General features: G+C 43.2%; 15 protein-coding genes and 1 pseudogene. 13 read left to right on the top strand and 3 right to left on the bottom strand.

The window, feature by feature from the left end:
* Positions 1-14 precede the first annotated feature (14 nt).
* The gene (locus tag BN3282_RS01955) at positions 15-872 is read right to left on the bottom strand and encodes a MurR/RpiR family transcriptional regulator (RefSeq protein ID WP_059066467.1); all 858 of its coding nucleotides are present in this window, start codon (positions 870-872) and stop codon (positions 15-17) included.
* A gap of 425 nt (positions 873-1,297) precedes the next feature.
* Between BN3282_RS01955 and BN3282_RS01960 the strand changes: the two genes are divergently transcribed.
* A complete protein-coding gene (locus BN3282_RS01960) occupies positions 1,298-2,263 on the top strand; it encodes a 2-keto-3-deoxygluconate permease (protein WP_059066468.1) in 966 nt (321 codons plus the stop codon).
* A gap of 55 nt (positions 2,264-2,318) precedes the next feature.
* Positions 2,319-3,476, top strand: a complete 1,158-nt coding sequence (locus BN3282_RS01965; RefSeq protein WP_059066469.1) for an amidohydrolase family protein — start codon at positions 2,319-2,321, stop codon at positions 3,474-3,476.
* A 188-nt stretch (positions 3,477-3,664) separates the two neighbouring features.
* Here the strand turns inward: BN3282_RS01965 and BN3282_RS01970 are convergent, their stop codons facing one another.
* Positions 3,665-4,639 carry an MFS transporter gene (locus tag BN3282_RS01970; RefSeq protein ID WP_082667429.1) on the bottom strand — a complete coding sequence of 325 codons (975 nt, stop codon included), beginning with the start codon at positions 4,637-4,639 and terminating at the stop codon, positions 3,665-3,667.
* Between the two features lie 234 nt (positions 4,640-4,873).
* Between BN3282_RS01970 and BN3282_RS01975 the strand changes: the two are divergent.
* The 7 genes and pseudogenes from BN3282_RS01975 to BN3282_RS02005 form a co-directional block, all read left to right on the top strand.
* Positions 4,874-5,530: pseudogene (locus BN3282_RS01975) on the top strand (HAD hydrolase family protein); the annotation flags it as partial.
* A gap of 117 nt (positions 5,531-5,647) precedes the next feature.
* Entirely contained in the window at positions 5,648-5,887 is a 240-nt protein-coding gene (locus tag BN3282_RS01980; RefSeq protein ID WP_059066472.1) for a hypothetical protein, read from the top strand.
* A gap of 172 nt (positions 5,888-6,059) precedes the next feature.
* A complete protein-coding gene (locus tag BN3282_RS01985; RefSeq protein ID WP_059066473.1) occupies positions 6,060-9,533 on the top strand; it encodes a DNA polymerase III subunit alpha in 3,474 nt (1,157 codons plus the stop codon).
* Positions 9,534-9,658: 125 nt separating this feature from the next.
* Positions 9,659-10,690 (top strand): 6-phosphofructokinase, encoded by a 1,032-nt coding sequence (pfkA, locus tag BN3282_RS01990; RefSeq protein WP_059066474.1) that lies wholly within the window; start codon positions 9,659-9,661, stop codon positions 10,688-10,690.
* Between the two features lie 20 nt (positions 10,691-10,710).
* A complete protein-coding gene (gene murI / locus BN3282_RS01995) occupies positions 10,711-11,532 on the top strand; it encodes a glutamate racemase (protein WP_205408518.1) in 822 nt (273 codons plus the stop codon).
* 3 nt (positions 11,533-11,535) lie between these two features.
* The gene (locus BN3282_RS02000; protein ID WP_059066476.1) at positions 11,536-12,003 is read left to right on the top strand and encodes a YwiB family protein; all 468 of its coding nucleotides are present in this window, start codon (positions 11,536-11,538) and stop codon (positions 12,001-12,003) included.
* A 352-nt stretch (positions 12,004-12,355) separates the two neighbouring features.
* A complete protein-coding gene (locus BN3282_RS02005) occupies positions 12,356-13,033 on the top strand; it encodes a GIY-YIG nuclease family protein (protein WP_059066477.1) in 678 nt (225 codons plus the stop codon).
* Positions 13,034-13,144: 111 nt separating this feature from the next.
* On the opposite strand, the gene BN3282_RS02010 is transcribed toward BN3282_RS02005, so the two are convergent.
* Entirely contained in the window at positions 13,145-14,242 is a 1,098-nt protein-coding gene (locus BN3282_RS02010) for a glycerol dehydrogenase (protein WP_059066478.1), read from the bottom strand.
* Between the two features lie 289 nt (positions 14,243-14,531).
* Between BN3282_RS02010 and BN3282_RS02015 the strand changes: the two genes are divergently transcribed.
* From BN3282_RS02015 to BN3282_RS02030, 4 genes are all read left to right on the top strand, one after another.
* Positions 14,532-17,753 (top strand): UvrD-helicase domain-containing protein, encoded by a 3,222-nt coding sequence (locus BN3282_RS02015; RefSeq protein WP_059066479.1) that lies wholly within the window; start codon positions 14,532-14,534, stop codon positions 17,751-17,753.
* Positions 17,728-18,474, top strand: a complete 747-nt coding sequence (locus BN3282_RS02020) for a YkgJ family cysteine cluster protein (RefSeq protein WP_059066480.1) — start codon at positions 17,728-17,730, stop codon at positions 18,472-18,474. Before BN3282_RS02015 ends, BN3282_RS02020 begins: the two co-directional genes overlap by 26 nt.
* A 104-nt stretch (positions 18,475-18,578) precedes the next feature.
* Positions 18,579-19,433, top strand: coding sequence for a YARHG domain-containing protein (locus BN3282_RS14840; RefSeq protein WP_059066481.1), 855 nt, complete (start codon positions 18,579-18,581; stop codon positions 19,431-19,433).
* A 43-nt stretch (positions 19,434-19,476) separates the two neighbouring features.
* Positions 19,477-20,349 (top strand): N-acetylmuramoyl-L-alanine amidase, encoded by an 873-nt coding sequence (locus tag BN3282_RS02030; protein WP_059066482.1) that lies wholly within the window; start codon positions 19,477-19,479, stop codon positions 20,347-20,349.
* The last annotated feature ends 17 nt before the right edge of the window (positions 20,350-20,366 follow it).

Below are 20,366 nucleotides of genomic sequence, written 5' to 3' on the forward strand. Positions count from 1 at the left end.
TGTTATTTCACCTCCTATATTTTTGTTGAGTCAAGAGCTTTTCTCGTTTTTACGATGTTGTTATAAGCTTCATCGTATTTTTTAAATGCAACACCTACATATAACATATCAACAATAGCTAATTCGGCAATTCGTGATGAGAGTGCATCACTATTAAATGCAGTTTCGCTTGATGATGTATAAAGCACGATGTCTGCTTTTTTCACTATTGGAGATTTTCCATAATTCGTAATTGCAATAGTTTTAGCGCCTGCCTGTCGGGCAATATCCAATGCTGTCAAAATATCTTTAGAGGCACCTGAATGGGATATCGCGATCACGACTGATCTTTTATTCAGCACTGATGCCGCCATTGCCTGAAGATTGCTATCAGTAAAAGCCAAAGCTAAATAGCCTATTTTAATAAACTTATGCTGACAATCTAATGCAATGCTTCCAGATCCTCCTATACCAAAAAAAAGCAATTGTTCACTTTCTCGGATCATATTGATGGCACATTCTATCGCATCTTGATCTAAAATCTCATGTGTTGCCTTTAATGACTGAATATCAGACTCTATAATTTTATCTACTATAGCAGAAATAGTATCTGTTTTTGCCAGTCTGCTGTAAATTTGCTGCTCAGGTTCGATCGTTTCCTGCGCAATGCTGATTTTCATTGCCTGATATCCCTTGTACCCCAATTTTTGAGCAAATCTTACAATTGATACTTTGCTAACACCACAAGTTTCTGCCGCTTCATCAATAGACATATGGATAATCTCTTTTTTGTTTTTTTCAATAAACTCGTAAATCTTTTTTTCATTCTCCTTTGTGATACTAGAAAGCACTCCACGAATTCTAACTTGGTAACTTGCATTTATTTGGGTCATCGCTCTTCCTCCTTTAACCAGATTATACATGATTTGAAATATATTTTCAATATATTTTTTAAATAATGAAATTTTTATTCAAAGCTGCATGCTATATTTACTGTCTGTAAAATTTTATGAGTACATAATATTAATTGTTATAACAAATTTTTAAATGAAGCAAGTGGATGTTGTGAAAATAGAAAGCAGGCAGAAATGTTGCAACAAATACAACGAAATGCAGCAATTGTGCAGCACAACAGGAGATACTTTTAAAATCAAGTTTTAAACAGCTGGTAAAAAGTGCATAAACAGAAGGTTTTATTGATACACAGCAGAGAGTTCCGGAAAAAATAAATTGGCATGAAGTTTGCTTATACATTATATAACAAAACATATGCTGCGCGGCTGTGAAAATATAGTAGGACGAAAGAGAGGTAAAGGATATGAAGATATGTGCGACAATGAAGAAATTTCCAGGAGGGATGATGGTAATTCCATTGTTGATCGGATGTCTGGTTAATACATTTATTCCGCAGTGTCTGGAGATCGGAGGATTTACGACGGCATTATTTAAGAGTGGACAAGCGACGCTGGTAGGGCTGTTTATCTTCTGCAGCGGGGCTACAATCAATGTGAGACAGGTAGGAATGCCGCTTTATAAAGGTGTGGTACTGACTGCTCTGAAGCTGGCCATTGGCGTGCTTATAGGGTATTTGTTGAATATGGCATTTGGGCCGGCGGGAATACTGGGGCTGACGCCATTTGCAGCAATTTCGGCGATCACGAACTCGAATGGAGCGATCTATACTGCATTGGCAAAGGAATTTGGTGATGACACAGATATGGGAGCGATCGCGGTATTGTCTTTGAATGACGGACCATTTCTTACTATGATTGCATTAGGGACCACAGGGCTTGCGTCCATTCCTGTTATCGACATTGTAGCGGCCATCATACCGCTTATCATAGGGATGATACTTGGAAATCTAGATTCGGATTTCAGAGAACTTCTTTCCAAAGGTTTAAATATGATACTTCCAGTTAATGGTTTTGTATTCGGAGCAAATATGAGCTTGATCACGATTGCCAAGGCAGGGGTACCGGGAATTATTCTAGGGATTATTACAGTTCTTTCAACGGGAGTACTCACGTATTTTATTTACAGCGCCATCAGAAGAAAACCTGACCCTATGGGAATGGCAATTGGAACAGTAGGCGGTAATGCAGTTGCGACACCTGCTGCTGTAGCTGCGGTAGATACGAGCCTTGAACCATATGCGGCATCCGCCACAGCACAGATAGCGGCATCTGTCGTTATTACAGCCATTCTGACTCCTTTGCTGACTGGTTTCGTAGCAAGGCGAAGCCAGAAAAAATTACAAAAGAAGGCAGAACAAAAGAACGAGTAAGTGTAAATCATATACGGATTAAAATAACGTTACATGAGGAAGAAGGAGGATGAAGATGGAACAGTATATAGTAAAAGCAAAGAATATAATAGCAGGACGTAAGCTACAAGTACTTCAAAATGCGGCCGTAGAAGTGAAAGATGGAAAGATCGAAGAAATTTATGAGTCGGAGACACAGATACCGGAAGAACTCAAAGACAAAGTGACGGATTTGGGAGACGTTACCTTGATGCCGGGGATGATCGACTGCCACAACCATCTTGCTCTTGATACTCGTTTAGAAAATCATCTCATAAAAATGAATGACTGCGAATGTGAACAGACGATCCGGGCATTGAAGACCATGAAAGACGATCTGGAGGCGGGTGTGACAACGTCCAGATGTATGGGAGACAGATACTATATAGATGTCACCTGCAAAAAAGCGCAGCAGGATGGAAGAATAGCAGGGCCGAAACTGGTCGTAAGCGGAATCGGAATGCGGGCGTCACACGGACACGGGTATGTGGGAATGCCTTTTGACGGACCAGAACAGTTCAGAAAGCAGGCAAGAGAAAATATTGCACATGGAGTCGATTTTTTGAAAGTTTTTACGACCAAGGTTATCAATGCGACGCCGTTTATTTATCATTTTATGAGTCCGGAAGAACTTAAAGCGGTTGTACAGGAGGCAAAGAGTGTAGGAATTACGACTGCCTGTCACTGTTCAGGAGGGCAGGGGCTGGAAGATTGTCTGGAAGCAGGTATTGACTGTCTGGAACATGTGTATTATATCACGCCCGAGCAGGTAGAAAGAGTAAAAAAAGCAGACAAATGGGTGGTATATACGCCAAGCTATGCTTTAAATGATACCTTATTGTTTAAGTTTTCGCCTCAGGGTAGAGAAGGAAGTCTGAAAGAAAAAGAAATTATCTGTCGCTGTCTTGAGGGAGCTATTTCGGGTGGATTAAAGTTTGGGATTGGAACAGACGGAATTCATACAGGTCTTCCCCAAGAAGCAGAATATATTGCTTCTTTAGGCGCATCGAATGAGCAGGTTCTTGCCGGTATTACAGTGAATGCAGCAAAGCTGTGCGGTGTGGATGATAAGACAGGGGCGATTGAAAAAGGTCTAGCAGCAGATTTTGTGGTACTTGCAGGAAATCCACTGAAGGATATAAGTGCATTAAAACAGGTAAGATCTGTATACCAGGATGGGAAGAAGATACGGTAGAAAAAAGATATTTAAAATGTAAGATTTTGGAGAAATGGCGTTTGCTCTTTATAAAGGAGTGAACGCCATTTTTTGTGAGATATACTGTTTTGTCTTGATGACAATTTTAAATTAAATTCAATACAGCTTTTTTCTGTGTCTTAGTATTAGGGTACAGCTTACCTCTTTCTTAACTGATAATAGAAAAATTAGTCTTCTCTTTCAATATTGAGTTCAGTTCGAAAGGCTCTGATTGATAATTTGTTGGAAAGATAAAACAAAAATGTTAATATTACAGCAATAACAGCATAAATAAACCATGCGGCACGATAACTGCCGGTTATATCGAAAATTCCAGCGCAAAGAGGAATTCCGAAAGAACTTCCGAGGAATAGGATAGTTGTGAATAAGCTGACATTTGCAGCATAATCAATTCTGCCAAATATGCGCTGTGTTGTAAATGTTGGCAGGATTACAAGTTCAGCAGTTACGATACCAAATAATACGCTTGGAACAAAAGCACTTATATCCCCGAGGCATAATGCGAGTGAAACGAAAGCTACAGCACATATAACCCCACATACGATAATGGATTTAGAACTTCCAAGGCGATCAAAGACATTTCCAAGCATAATTTTGGCTACGAGTCCAATGATCATAACAAGGGAGTATAAAGCAGCAGCTTTCTCGGCAGAGATCCCTTCAGAAGTCCAATATGTTACAAGTTGCTGAGATGTACCAGATACAATTAATCCAATCAAAAAGATACCAACTGTATAGAGCCAAAACCAGGATTTTTTCATGGCATCTCTGCGCATAAAACCGGTAGGTTGTATCTCAGCCTCTGTCTTACCAGCAGTGCCATAAGGTTTTTGTCCAATGTCTTCTGGTTTTAGACGAATTAAAAGTATTGTAATACATACGATGACTATGATAGATATAGCAAGAATACGATAACTTGCGCGCCATCCAAATTCAATAATCAACTTCGATACAATAGGAGAAAGCAGGGAAGTGATTAAGCTGGACCCGGTATAGGCGATTCCGGTCATAGTTCCACGTTTGTCATAAAACCAGTTAGAAAGTAATAAATTCATTGGAATTGTTCCAAATAATCCAGAAGAGGCACCGGCAAGAATTCCGCCAATATAGAAAAACCATACATTAGGAGCCGATGAATAGATTAAATGTGCACAAGCTTAAACCAATGACAGAAGAGGATATCAGAGAGATATTGAACAATTGTTACAAATAGAAGAAAGAGTCGGAATCTAGTGTCTGTTTCACATACGTCTGGAATTTTACAAGATAAAAAGTGGGGTATTGCTGTAGATTTGAGCAATACCCCATTCTATACAGGGAAAAGAAGGAATAAAATGAGAGATAAAATAAGAATGGTAGGATGAGATTTAGATGGTACACTGTTGAACGGCGAAAAGAAGCTGACATCTTATACACGGAAGATTTTGGATAGAGCAATAGCAAAAGGAACGGAGATAGTGATTGTAACGGGACGAAATTGGGAAGAGGTACCGGAAGATATTAAAAATTTTTCGGGAATACATTATATGATCACTGCGAATGGTGCCAGAATTACAGAAGTAGAGACAAATAAAATATTGGGGAACATTTACTGTCCTATAAGAAAGCAAAAAAAGCATTGGAAATGGTCCAAAAATACCAGTCTATACAGGATCTATATTATAAGGGGGGAAGGTTATGTTTCGGAAAAACAATATTGGGAAATCGAAGAATATTATCAGGACCCGAAAATATGTCAGTATCTGCGCGCGACAAGAAAACGGGTACCGGATTTAATTGCCTTTTTGGAAGAAAAAAGATGTGAACTCGATAAAGTGGAAATTTTATTTAAGAGAAAAGAAGAAAAAGAACAAGCATGGCAGGAACTGAAGACTATAAAAGGAATTCGTCTTCTTAGCCTGCCGCAATTTAATAATATAGAAGTCAATGATATGGAGAATGCAGTCAAAGAAGTAAAAGCTGCCTCAGATTATGTTACAGATAGTAATGAAGAAGAAGGGGCGGCTAAAGCAATAGAAAAATTTGTTCTGTAATATACTTGCAATCCCTTTCAAATAGGGTATAATAGCAATATAGGCGTAGTGGCAGAAAGTGTTTGCCTTGTACAGCGCCGAGTAAAATCCAATGAAAATATGAAAGGAGTTTAAGAAATGAAAGTACAAAATATTACAGACATAGACGCATTCTTTAAGGTAGTAGATTCTTGCAAGGGAAGAGTAGAGTTGGTAACAGGAGAGGGAGACAGACTGAATCTGAAGTCCAAACTTTCCCAGTATGTATCTATGGCGAATATCTTTTCTAATGGTGAGATTCCGGAACTGGAAATAATCGCATATGAAAAAGAAGATACAGATAAATTGATCAATTTTATGTTAAACGGCGGACAATAGAAGTACGCGTTAACAGGAAAAGGCTGGTTCGGTTTTTGAAGCAGGTATGTTATAAGGGCAGTTCCCCGACGGGACCGCCCTTTTTGTATCGTAGGATCTAAACGGGGAAAAGGAGTTTGCTTTTTCGTACTCCCGGATGATCTGAGTCAGGAAGAATGGCAAGGGGTGAAACATGAATTTTACACATTTACATGTCCATACAGAGTATAGTCTGCTGGATGGTTCTAATAAGATAAAAGAATATGTAGCCAGAGTCAAAGAGTTGGGGATGGACAGCGCTGCGATCACAGATCATGGTGTGATGTACGGTGTGATCGATTTTTACAGAGAAGCGAAAAAGCAAGGCATTAATCCCATACTTGGGTGCGAAGTCTATGTGGCGCCGGGTTCCAGGTTTGACAGAGAAATTTCCGGTGGAGAGGACAGATATTATCATCTGGTACTATTGGCGGAAAATAATACGGGATATGCAAACTTGATGAAGATTGTTTCGAAAGGCTTTGTGGAGGGATACTATTATAAGCCCCGTGTAGATAAACATCTGCTGCGCGAATACAGCGAGGGGATCATTGCCTTAAGTGCCTGCCTGGCGGGGGAAGTACAGCGCTATCTGACTAAGGGGCTGTATGAAGAAGCCAAAAAAGCGGCGCTTGAATACAAGGAAATTTTCGGAGAGGGAAATTATTTCCTAGAACTGCAGGATCATGGAATACCGGAGCAGAAAATGGTAAACCAGCGTCTGCTGAAAATGTCAGAAGAGCTGGGGATCGAATTGGTAGCGACAAATGATGTCCACTATACCTATGCGGACGATGCACAATCCCATGATATCCTTCTGTGCATACAGACGGGGAAGAAGCTGGCTGATGAGAACCGGATGCGCTACGAAGGCGGACAATATTATGTGAAATCTCCGGAAGAGATGCGTGCCTTGTTTCCCTATGCCGTACAGGCGTTGGAAAATACGCAGAAGATTGCAGACAGGTGCCATGTGACGATCGAGTTCGGAGTGACAAAACTCCCCAAATATGATGTGCCGGATGGATACACGTCCTGGGAATATTTGCAGAAACTTTGTTATGAAGGGCTGGAAAAGCATTATGCGGATCCTTCAGAGGCATTGAAAGAGCGTCTGCAGTATGAGTTGACTACCATAAAAAATATGGGGTATGTTGATTATTTTCTGATCGTGTGGGATTTTATCAAATATGCTAAAGATCATGGCATCGCGGTGGGACCTGGCAGGGGAAGCGCGGCAGGAAGTATTGTGTCTTACTGTCTGGAGATCACGACGATCGATCCGATCAAATATCAGCTCTTGTTTGAACGTTTTTTAAATCCGGAGCGGGTATCCATGCCGGATATAGACGTGGATTTTTGTTACGAGCGCAGACAGGAAGTCATTGACTATGTGGTGCGAAAATATGGCAAAGACCGGGTCGTTCAGATCGTTACATTCGGTACTCTTGCCGCACGGGGCGTGATCCGTGACGTAGGCAGAGTGATGGATCTTCCGTATGCGTTTGTAGACACGATAGCCAAAATGATCCCTACAGAATTGAATATCACGATTGACAAGGCACTGCGGGGAAATCCGGAATTAAAAAGAACATACGAGAGTGATGAACAAGTCAAATATCTGATCGATATGGCAAAACGTCTGGAAGGACTTCCTAGGCACAGTTCCATGCATGCGGCAGGCGTTGTGATCTGTCAGAAGGATGCGGATGAATATGTGCCTCTTTCCCGTGCTTCAGACGGAACGATCACGACGCAGTTTACGATGACAACGCTGGAAGAACTGGGACTTCTCAAGATGGATTTCTTAGGGCTTAGAACGCTTACAGTTATCCAGAATGCAGTGCAGATGGCGAGGGCGAAGACGCCCGATCTGGATATGACGAAAATCGATTACAATGACGCAGATGTATTAGAGTATATCGGAACAGGCAAGACAGATGGGATCTTCCAGCTGGAAAGCGGGGGGATGAAAGGGTTTATGAAAGAATTAAAGCCCCATAGCCTGGAAGATATCATTGCCGGGATTTCTTTGTACCGCCCGGGACCTATGGACTTTATCCCACAGTATATCAAGGGGAAAAACGACGCGTCGTCGATCACTTATGATTGTCCGCAGTTGGAGCCAATCCTGGAACCTACCTATGGCTGCATCGTATATCAGGAACAGGTCATGCAGATCGTGCGGGATCTGGCTGGTTATACATTGGGAAGAAGTGATCTTCTCCGTCGTGCGATGTCAAAGAAAAAAGGGGACGTGATGCAGAAAGAACGCCAGATCTTCGTACATGGTGATGAAGAGACGAACGTGCCGGGCTGTATCAAAAATGGGATAGATGAAAAGACGGCGAATAAGATTTATGACGAAATGATCGATTTCGCGAAATATGCTTTTAATAAATCTCATGCTGCCGCGTATGCGGTTGTAGCATATCAGACGGCATATTTGAAATATTATTATCCGGTGGAATTTATGGCGGCTCTTATGACATCGGTGATTGAAAATCCTTCTAAAGTGGCAGAATATATTTATGCATGCCGGCAAATGAATATCCAGATACTTCCGCCGGATATCAACCAGGGAATTGCGCGTTTTTCCGTGGACGGAGGAAATATCCGATATGGGCTGGCGGCGATCAAAAGTATCGGAAAACCGGTGATCGAACTGATAGAGCAAGAAAGAAAAGAGTTTGGACCTTTTAAAAATCTGGAAAACTTTATCAGCCGCATGTCGATAAAAGAGACATTGAATAAGAAGGTCATTGAAAACTTTATTAAGTCTGGGGCTTTAGATTGTCTCGGAGGAACGAGAAAGCAGTTCATGAGTATCTATATACAGATCATGGAGCACGTCAGTCAGGAGAAAAAGTATGCTATGACAGGCCAGATGACGCTGTTTGATCTAGTAGATGAGGAGCAGAAGAGTGAATTTGAGATCAAACTGCCGGATGTAGGAGAGTATACAAAGGAAAATCTGCTCGCCTTTGAAAAAGAAGTGCTCGGAATCTATATCAGCGGTCACCCATTGGAAGAGTATGAAGAAAAGTGGAAAAAAGTAATTTCTGCAACCACATTGGATTTTCAGCCGGATGAGGAGACTGGAAGGACAAAAGTACACGATGGGGAGAAGGAGATCATTGGAGGGATGATCACAGACAAAACAGTGAAACATACGAAGACAAACCAGATGATGGCATTCGTCACGGTAGAAGATCTGCTGGGGACGGTAGAAGTCGTAGTCTTTCCTCGTGATTATGAGAAAAATAGAGAATATCTGGAAATAGATAATAAGGTCTTTATACGCGGGAGAGTGTCAGAGGAGGACGAGCGTGCCAGTAAGTTGATCTGTGAGAAAGTGATCCCTTTTGAAAAAACAAAGAAGGAACTCTGGATTCAGTTCCCCGACAAAGCGTCTTATCTGGAAAATGAACAGATCGTCTACGGATATCTGGCTGATACAGAAGGAGAAGATGAAGTGGTGATCTATTGTGCGAAAGAGCGTGCTGTGAAACGTCTGCCTAAAAATCGTAACATTCAGATCAGTCAGGAAATCTTAGGGAGACTGATGAACCATTATGGCGAAAACAGAATAAAAGTGGTAGAAAAAGCTATTGAAAACCATTTCTAAATGGGGTAGAATATTACCCAAAGTGTTAAAAAATAATCAATGAAGCCAATGTATATAGACAAAGGCTGCTTTTAAAGCAAAAAAATGGGTTTAGGTTATTATTTTGGGAAAGGTGGAATTGAAACATGGCAGAGACAAAAGAAAACAAAACAGCAGCGGATAAGGCAAGAATGTTGGATGAGATCGAAGACAGGATCCGTACCATCGGCGTATTGACAAGTGGGGGAGATGCGCCGGGGATGAATGCAGCTATCCGCGCGGTAGTCAGAACAGCGTTGGCAAGAGGTCTCAAGGTACGTGGTATCCGCAGAGGCTATCATGGGCTTTTAAAAGAAGAAATCATCGATCTGTCTGCCCGTGATGTTTCCGATACGATCCAGCGAGGAGGAACGATCCTGCAGACAGCCAGATGTCAGTCTATGAGAACAGAAGAAGGGCAGCAGAAAGCCGCGGCAATCTGTAAAAAATACGGGATTGGCGGATTAGTCGTTATTGGAGGTGACGGCTCTTTCGCAGGTGCGCAGAAGCTGGCAAATCTTGGGGTAAATACGATCGGGATCCCGGGGACGATTGATCTGGATATCGCATGTACAGATTATACGATCGGCTTTGATACAGCTGTTAATACGGCGATGGAAGCCATTGATAAAGTGCGTGATACATCCACTTCTCACGAGAGATGCAGTATCATTGAAGTTATGGGAAGAGATGCGGGATACCTTGCATTGTGGTGTGGGATCGCAAACGGTGCAGAGAGGATCCTTATGCCGGAAGAGAAAGATTTTAATGAAGAAGAATTGATCGCTGATATTATGGAAAATAAAAAACGCGGCAAAAAGAATTATATCATCATCAATGCAGAAGGCATTGGAGATTCTATTAATATGGCAAAAAGGATTGAGGATGCAACCGGGATCGAGACGAGAGCAACGATCCTCGGACACATGCAGCGCGGCGGAAGCCCTACATGTAAAGACCGAGTGTACGCGTCTACAATGGGCGCCATGGCGGTGGATCTTCTGTGCCAGGGAAAGAGCAACCGTGTGGTAGGCTACAGAAATGGACAATTCGTGGATTTTGATATGGAAGAGGCGCTGGCCATGAAAAAGAATATTCCAGAATATCAGTATGAGATTTCAAAAGTATTGGCAATCTAGGAGAGAAAAATAAAGTGAAGGTGACAGGAAAGAAGGCGGCGCCGATCGGTGTATTTGATTCCGGAGTCGGCGGCCTGACGGTAATGCGGGAAATCTCCCGTCAGCTGCCCAGTGAGAATATTATATATTTTGGAGATACGGCGCGTGTGCCTTATGGGAGCAAATCCCAAAATAATGTGATCCGTTTTTCAGAACAAATCATCCGTTTCTTAAAGGCGAAACAAGTAAAAGCCATCGTGATCGCCTGCAATACAGCTAGTGCGCTTGCGTTGGAAACAGTGCAGAAAGAGTTTGATATTCCCATTATGGGGGTGGTGATCCCAGGAGCTCGCGCGGCAGTTGAAGCGACACAGAACCGGAAGGTAGGCGTTGTAGGGACAGATGCGACGGTGCAGAGCCGGATGTATACGAGGATCATCCACGAGATGGCGCCGGATATTACGGTATTAGAAAAAGCATGTCCGCTATTTGTTCCGCTTGTGGAGGAAGGCTTTAAAGAACACGTTGTGACAGAAGAAGTTATAGAGTACTATCTGACTTCTATGCGAAATACGGAGATTGACGCCATGATCTTAGGGTGTACGCACTATCCGCTGCTTCGCTCTAAGATCCGCGCTTTTATGGGAGAGAAGATACAGATTGTAAATCCGGCCTATGAAACGGCTATGGATCTGAAAAAACTTTTGAAAGAGTCGGGATTGGAAAATGACGGAACGACAGAAGAATGCAGACATTATGAGTTTTATGTCAGCGACGCGGCAGAAAAGTTCCGAAAATTTGCCAATACGGTGATGCCGTTTGATGTCCCGACGACAAATGTAGTAAATATTGAGGAATATTAAGATATGACAAAAGATGTAATCGTAAGTATTTCTGGTCTTCATATGGATATGATGTCCACTGCGTTCAAAGACGAGGAAGATGCAATTGAAGTTGTAACTCCGGCAAATTATTACTGCAGGAACGGAAAACATTATATCCTCTATGATGAAGTGCTGGAAGGTATGGCGGGAACGATTAAAAATAAAATAAAAATCACCGGTACGGACAGCCTGGAGATTATGAAAACAGGCGTGTCCAACACGCATATGGTTTTTGAGAGAAATAAGAAAAACCTTACTTATTACCGTACTCCATATGGTCAGATGCTGGTGGGAGTCAATACCCGCGATATGGAAATTAAAGTGACAGATGAAAAAATAGATATATTCGTAGATTATGAGCTGGATGTCAATCATGAGCCAATGGCAGACTGCCGGATTAAAATGAATATCATGCCTAAAGAAAGTAAAGATTTCTCCGTGTTGAGTTAAGAGAGCACGGAGAAATCTTTTTTTCATAGGAAATTACTCTGTAATGTTTCTATGAGAGAAAAATGTTCTGCAAGGATCACGTTGCAGCGTAGAGGTATTGCATTAGTTGAAATGAAGAGGATATAATAGAAAAGATTTGTGATAAGTGTTTGTATATGGACACAAATACCATAGCGTATATAAAAAATTAGAAAAACAGCATGCCAGAAAGTGCGGTTTCTTCTGAAAAATAGATTCTTGTACAGAAGCCCTTTTGCATGTTAGAATATAAAAAAGATATTGCAAAAGTTTTCTTTCCTCCGGGGATTGGCGTATGATCTGCTGTCGGAAAGAAACGTGAGGGAGATTTCAGATGGCAAAAGGCTTTGTTTATATACTTACTAACCCTTGCCTTGATGGATGGGTTAAAATTGGCATGACAGAACGCAATGATATTGAGAGCAGGCTGCGCGAGCTGAACGCGCCGCCCAACATCCCTCTTTCGTATCGCTGCTATGCTGTCTATGAAGTGGAAGATCCACTGGAGGTAGAAAGAAGAATACATAGTATTATTGACAGAGTAGATGATTCTTTGCACGCAAGGGAGCATCTGGAAAACGGCAGAGTCAGGATACGTGAGTTTTTCAAGATCTCCCCGGAAACGGCCTATGGCATATTTAAGGATATAGCAAGTTTGCGTGGAGATACAGATAAGCTGCAATTATATACACCGACTTTAGAACAATCGCAGGAACAGGAAATAGCAGAGAGAAAGACAAAGCGCTCCAACAATTCATTTAAGCTGCTGAATATCGCTGTTGGGGAAGAAATTTTCTTTTTGTATGATGAACAGGTCGCGGCAAAGGTGGTAAATGACAGAAACCAGATCGAATATGAGGGCGCAAGGTATTCTGTTACCGCTCTGGCTCGTAAGCTGTTGATCGAGAAACATGGATGGTCTGAAAATTTACATGTCAATGGTTGGATGTATTTTATAAAAGACGGGATTTCTTTAAGCGATTTGCGTGATCGTATAGAGAATACAGAGTAAAATTCAGCGTGAAGCCGATATTTCAAATGAAAGATCAGCCTCACGCTGTTGCTTTTTCCTGACGGAAGTCAGTTTGCCATTTGCATTTTATCCTAAGAAGAAATCCAGGTATTATTCTCCTAAGAAATATCTGCCGTAGGCGTCAGCCGCTTTAATGGCAGCACATACGGAATCTGGAGTTACAGGGAAAGGCATATTGTGCAGGGTATCATTCTCGGCACATGCCGCTTCTGCGACTTGCATGAGCTTTTCGTCTGTGACTTCTGTGATACCTAATTCTTTTAATGTGACCGGAAGTCCCAGTTCGATGCACCAGTCGATGATGTCTTCCAATTCCTCAGCAGGGATATTTTCCAGGACAAGCTGTGTGATCGTGCCAAAGGCTACTTTTTCACCGTGATACATATGGTGACATTCCTCCAGCACAGTGAAACCGTTGTGGATCGCATGAGCTCCGGCAAGACCGCCGCTCTCAAAACCAATGCCGCTTAATAGTGTGTTGGCTTCGATGACTTTTTCTACTGCGGGAGTTAAAGCGCCGGTTTCCAGTGCGAGTTTTGCCTTTACGCCTTCTTCCATGAGCGTGTCAAAACAAAGCTTTGCCAATGCGATCGCGGCGGAAGTGATCTGCCCACCGGCACATGTTGTAGCGCTGCTTGCCTGACAAGCCCTTGCCTCAAAGTAGGTTGCGAGTGCGTCTCCCATGCCGGATACGGTCAGTCGGACAGGAGATTTTGCAATGATGTCGGTATCCATAAGCACCATATTTGGATTCGCCGGAAGGAAGAGATATTCTTCAAATACACCGTCATCTGTATAGATCACAGAAAGCGCGCTGCAAGGTGCATCTGTAGAAGCGATCGTAGGACAGATCAGCACAGGCAGGGATTTATAATAGGCGACAGCTTTGGCTGTGTCCAGAATTTTCCCTCCACCGATACCAATGACCATATCACAGTTTTCTTTTTCAACAATAGCTGTTAGTCGGTTGATCTCATTTTTACTGCACTCTCCGTTGAAATAGTCAAATACGATCTGTGCGCTGCTGTCTTTAAAACCTGCCTCTACTGTGCCGCCGCATCTTTTGTATCCGGAAGCAGTGATGAGGATCAATGCCTTTTTGCCGTATTTTTCAGCGTATGCTCCCAGTTTTTTCAGTTCTCCTGCACCCTGCACATATTTGCTGGGGCTGATTAAAATATTTGCCATAACAGGCCCTCCTTTGTGGACAAAATAAGCTTTCTGAGAAAAGGATCGAGATTGCTTATATTGTCATTTTTATAACAATGATTTTATTTTAATCCCCGCTTGCTCTGCTGTCAAGCGGCAGTGAACTGCTATGCAGGATAAATCTGCATAGTAAGCGGGGCTGCAGCAAAATCAGAAGCTGAACGTGTAGGACAACATGTAGGATAAAGAGAAAAATGATATACACAAAAAAGAAAAATAGTTTATAATAAGAACAGGATTTTATCCATACAGGAGAGAAGGAAATAAGATGTTGATTGCTGATCTGCATATACATTCCAGATATTCCCGTGCTACCAGCAGGGAGTGTACGCCGGAACACTTGGAACTATGGGCAAGGAAAAAGGGGATACAGATTGTCGGAAGCGGCGACTTTACACATCCGGCATGGCGGGAAGAATTAAAAGAGAAGTTAAAACCTGCGGAAGATGGAATGTATGTATTAAAAAAGGAGTACCGGCTTCTGGATGACGCAGCGACAGACGCCTTTGAGCCGCGGTTTGTGATCACTGGAGAGATCAGTTCGATCTATAAAAAGAACGGGCGTGTGCGCAAGGTACATAGTCTGCTTATACTGCCGGGATTGGAGGCGGCGGAAAAAATAGCGGAAAAGTTGGAGGAGATTGGAAATATCCATTCTGACGGCAGACCCATACTGGGTGTAGACTGCCGAGATTTATTGGAAATTGTCTTGGAGATCTGTCCCAATGCGATGTATGTTCCAGCTCACATATGGACACCGCATTTTTCATTGTTCGGAGCATTTTCCGGGTTTGATACAGTGGAGGAATGCTTTGAAGATTTGTCTGCCCATATCCATGCGATGGAGACCGGTCTGTCCTCTGATCCGCCGATGAACTGGAGGATTTCCGCATTAGACGGGTATCAGCTCCTTTCGAATTCGGACGCGCATTCTCCCGCAAAGCTGGGAAGAGAGGCAAATATGCTGGATATAGAGTTGTCTTATGCGGGGTTGTATAAGGCAATCCAGCAAGGAGAAGGTCTGGTCGGAACAATCGAATTTTTCCCGGAAGAGGGGAAATATCATATGGATGGGCACCGGAAATGTAATTTGTGTCTTACTCCTTTGGAGACGGAGAAATATAAGGGGATCTGCCCGGTATGCGGAAGGAAGATCACGATCGGAGTTTCGCATAGAGTAGAGCAGCTGGCAGACCGTGCGGAAGGATTTATAAAAGAAGGAGCAAAGCCTTTTGAAAGTCTTGTGCCGCTTCCGGAAGTAATCGGAGCGTCCATGGGATACTCTGCGGCAAGTGTGAAAGTGCAGAAAGAATATCAGCATATGCTGCATTGTCTTGGATCAGAGTTTGAGATCTTGCGGACGATCCCGGCAGAGGAGATCATGCGAGTATCGGGACGGCGGCTTGCAGAGGGGATCGAACGGCTGCGAAGCGGCAAGGTAGAGAGGATTCCGGGATTCGATGGAGAATATGGGACGATACAGCTTTTTGATGCACGGGAAATAGAAGAACTGGATGGACAGATGAGTTTTTTTGACACTCTTGGCATTGGATCGGAAAAGCCAAGAAGAGAGCGGATGACGCCTGTGAAGGCAGATAAAAACGGCAGAAAAGCAGAGCCAGAAACGATACAGGCACAGACGATACCGGCAGATAGGACAAAAGGGCTGAACTCTAAGCAGAAGAAAGCTGTAGAAACGTCGGGAAGAGATATTGCCGTGTCGGCAGGACCGGGCACAGGGAAAACAAAAACCTTAGTTTCCAGGATCGTCTATCTGTTAAAGAACAGAAAAGTAAAACCGTCGGAGATCACAGCTGTGACATTTACTAATCTTGCGGCAGCACAGTTATATGAAAGAGTACAGAAAGAGATGGGGAAAAACAGGCGCCTTTATCATTTACAGATCGGAACCTTTCATGCAGTGTGTCTTACGCTTCTAAAAGAACAGGGAATGGAATTTACACTGATCGACAGAGCGGAGGCGCAAGAAATCGCTGAACAGGTATTAGAGGCACAGACATATCCGATGTCGGCTCGTGAATTTTTGGAAGCAGTCTCCAGACAGAAGGCTGGTATAGAGCAGCGCGTGACAGAAGAGGAAGAATGGCAGGCAGTATATAAGAGCTATGCGGAGGAACTTGAGAACAGGCGGCTTTTGGATTTTGACGACTTACTTGTAAAGACAGTGGAGAAGATACGAAGTAAAGAGATGGTTCCGGGATGGGAAAAAAGGTTTTCTTATCTGTTGATCGATGAATTTCAGGATATGAATCCTATACAGATGGAATTGATGTGGCTATGGAGAAGTGCGGGCAGAGAACTATTCGTGATCGGAGACGCGGATCAGTCGATCTATGGATTTCGGGGCGCAGATGCAGGCTGTTTTGAGAGGCTTAAGAAGGCAATGCCAGATGTATGTGTGATAGAACTGGAAGAAAATTATCGGTCATCTCCTGAAATCTTATCGGCAGCATTTGCGGTTATTTCGGGAAATCCAGGCGGCAGACAGGCGCTGCGCGCAAATTGCCCTTCCAATATCCCGGCGCGTCTTGTCCATGCGCAGTCCGATATGGCAGAAGCGATTTTTATCGCAAAGGAGATCGGAAGCCTTACAGGAGGGCTTGGTATGTTAGAAGCGCAGAGGCATGCGGAACATAGGCAGGAGAGAAAAGTGAGGGGGTTTGATGAGATTGCGGTACTTTACCGTACGCACAGACAGGCGCAGCTTTTGGAAACCTGTCTGAAAAAGGAAGGGATTCCTTATATTGTAGCAGGAAGAGAAAGTTTTCTTGAAGAAGAAAATGTGCAGGGAAGTATCCAGTTTTTTAGATATATACAGGATCGTGAGAATCTATGTGCCAAGGAGCAAAGCCTTGCCTGGCTGTGGAAATTGGAGAATTCTGTGCTGTCTGAGGAGATCGTGGATAAGACGGCACAGAGATTTGCCTCGCTTTATGCGCAGAAATCTCCACAGGAGTTTATACAGCTCTGGATAGAGGAGATGGGGCTTGTGGAGAATGCAGCTATGAAAAAACTGGTCAAGATGGCTGTGTTTTATGATAAAATGGATGATCTTATGCAGGCGCTGACTTTTGGCGTGGAGAGTGATCTAAGACGCTGTGGGGATAAAGAGTACAGCGCCGGCGCTGTTACGCTTATGACCTTACATGGCGCGAAGGGGTTGGAATTTCCGGCGGTATTTATCTGCGGAGTGAAAAAAGGGTGTATCCCGCTGGAAAACGGAAAATATCCTGTAGATGTAGAAGAAGAGAGACGTCTGCTCTATGTGGGAATGACAAGAGCAAAAGAGGAATTGATCCTCACATTTGCAGAGGAAGAGTCTGGATTTTTAAAAATACTTGATCCAGGTATGCTTAAAAAAGAAGAGGCAGTCAGACGCAGAAAAGAAATCGGTTATCAGCAGTTAAGTCTGGCCTTGCCCGGTGGAGAAAGTGAGGGGAACAATGAAAAGACAGGTGGAATTGTCTGAGATTTCAGATGGAAGGCTCTATACGGCCAATGACATGGTAAGGGCAGACTGCCGGGGATGTGAAGGCTGTTCTGCATGTTGCCGCGCAATGGGAACGTCGGTCGTATTGGATCCGCTGGATATCCATAGGTTGTGCAGAGGACTGCATGTTAGCTTTGCGCAGCTTCTGGAGACTGGTGTAGAGCTGCATGTAGTGGATGGGCTGGTCCTTCCAAATCTGAAAATGACAGGGGAGACAGAGGCGTGTACATATTTGGATGCACAGGGCAGATGCAGTATACATGCGTTCAGACCGGGTATATGCAGGCTGTTTCCTCTGGGACGCTACTATGAAGAAGATGGATTTAAGTATTTTCTGCAAATACATGAATGTAAAAAGGATATGCGGGGCAAGGTAAAAGTGAAAAAGTGGCTGGAGACGGAACAGATAAAAGACTATGAGTCATATATTTTTAAATGGCACAATTTTTGTCTGGCATGTGAACAGGCACTGCAAACATTGGATGAAGAAAATGCCAGGATCTTGACGCTGTATATCCTGCGGACATTTTATCAGACGCCTTACGGGCAGCAGAACCTAAAGGAAATGCCTATAGACGGCGGTTTCTATCCTGAATTTGAAGAAAGGCTCAAAGAGACGGAAAGGAAACTGGGGCTGTCAGCACAGGTAAATAGGATGAACTTAGGGCAGGACAAGAAAAAATCACCCGGGAGATCCTAAGCAAAAGAAAATTGCAAAATATACTCGAATTGTCTCGTGTAATATGAGACAATAGATGTATATGGTATAGCAGCATTTAAAGAAGGAGTAGGAGGAACAATCAGATGAAATGTCCAAATTGTGGCAGTAAAGTAACAGAAGGATCTGCGTTTTGTGAGAATTGCGGAGCAAAGATCCCGCCAAAAGAAAGCAAAAAGAAAGAGAAAGGGAGTTTTTGTCCTTTCTGCGGTGCATGGAATGAAGGAGACGACCGGTTCTGCGCAGAATGTGGAAGGGATCTGGCAGAGATAGAAGATGAGATACAAGATTTTCAGGAAGAACAAGTTACAGGAAAAGGCGGAAAGAAAAAATCGCGCGGTCCGTTGATTGCCGTAATCTGTATCCTTGCGGCGTTTATCATAATCGCCGGCGTGGGCGGCGGTGTGTATTATGTACACATGAAGCAGGAAAAAGCAGCTGAAGAAGAACGTAAAGAAAAAGAGGCGAGGGAAGCGGAAGAAAAGAAAGAACAGGAAGAAAAAGAGAAAGCGGAGAAAGAAGCAGAGGAAAAAGCGGCTGAAGAAAAGGCGGAGAAAGAAGCAGAAGAAAAGGCAAAGGAAGAACAGGAAAAGAAAGATAAGACGAAAGATAAAAAAGAGACGGCGGACAGATTGGAAGCAGACTATATCTTGCCGGATAGTTCTACGAAATTGCTGACCCAGTCTGACATTTCTGATCTGACATTACAGGAGCTTAATTATGCCAAAAATGAAATTTTTGCCCGCTATGGAAGAAAATTTAGCTCTCCGGAACTGCAGGAATATTTTAATAGTAAGAGCTGGTATCACGGCACTATCAGTCCGGAAGAATTTGACGCGAATTATGCGGATTCTTTGAGCGAGACGGAGAAGAAAAATATAGAACTTTTGAAAAGTGCAGAGTATGCAAAGGATGCAAACGGTTACCAACTGGATCAGTAAGAAGTAAAAAGCGGCAGTATGGGAAAGAGGGAAGGAAAAGACAGTGGAAGTAAGAAGAAAACGGAGAATAAGGGGAGGCATTTTGTGTGCGGTATTGTGTGCTTCCCTTGTGCTCTTTGGATGCCATAAAGCAGAAGAAACTTCTGAAAAGGAGAAGGAAGAAGAACAGCAAAGGGAAGCAGAACAAAAGGCGGCGCAGGAGGAAGCGCGCAGAAAGGCGCGAGAGGAAGAACAGGAGAAAGCAGAACAAGCCAGAAAAGAAGCGGAAGAAGCAGCAAAGAAAAAAGGAATCACGATCGTTATAGATCCAGGGCATTCCAGTGTGGTAGAAGAAAAGCAGGAACCGGTGGGACCTGGCGCGCAAGAGTATAAGGCGGGAGACACATATGGAACAAGCGGCATCAGCACAGGTATGCCGGAATATGAACTTACGCTTGCTTTGGCGCAGCAGCTGAAGGCGGAATTGGAAAACAGAGGGTACACGATTGTGATGACACGGGAAAACAATGAAGAACCGCGAAGCTGTGTGGAAAGAGCAGAGATCATGAATAATGCCGGAGCTTCTGCATGTGTACGTATACATGCCAATGGTTCGGAGGATACATCGGTACAGGGAGCGATGACGATCTGTACGACACCGGATAATCCATATGTACCGCAGTTATATCAGTCTTCCAGGTATTTGTCAGACTGTGTACTTAACCATCTGGTAAATGCAACCGGATGTATCAGTCAGGGGGTATGGGAGACAGATACTATGAGTGGAAATAACTGGAGCCAGATACCGGTTACAATCGTAGAGGTAGGGTATATGACGAATCCAGATGAAGACATGCGTATGTCACAGCCGGATTACCAGGCACAGATCATACAAGGAATCGCAGACGGAGTCGAAGAATTCGCAAATACTATTTGAAGATGATAAAAGGAGGA

Source organism: Mediterraneibacter massiliensis, from assembly GCF_001487105.1.
Taxonomy (GTDB): Bacteria; Bacillota; Clostridia; order Lachnospirales; family Lachnospiraceae; genus Mediterraneibacter; species Mediterraneibacter massiliensis.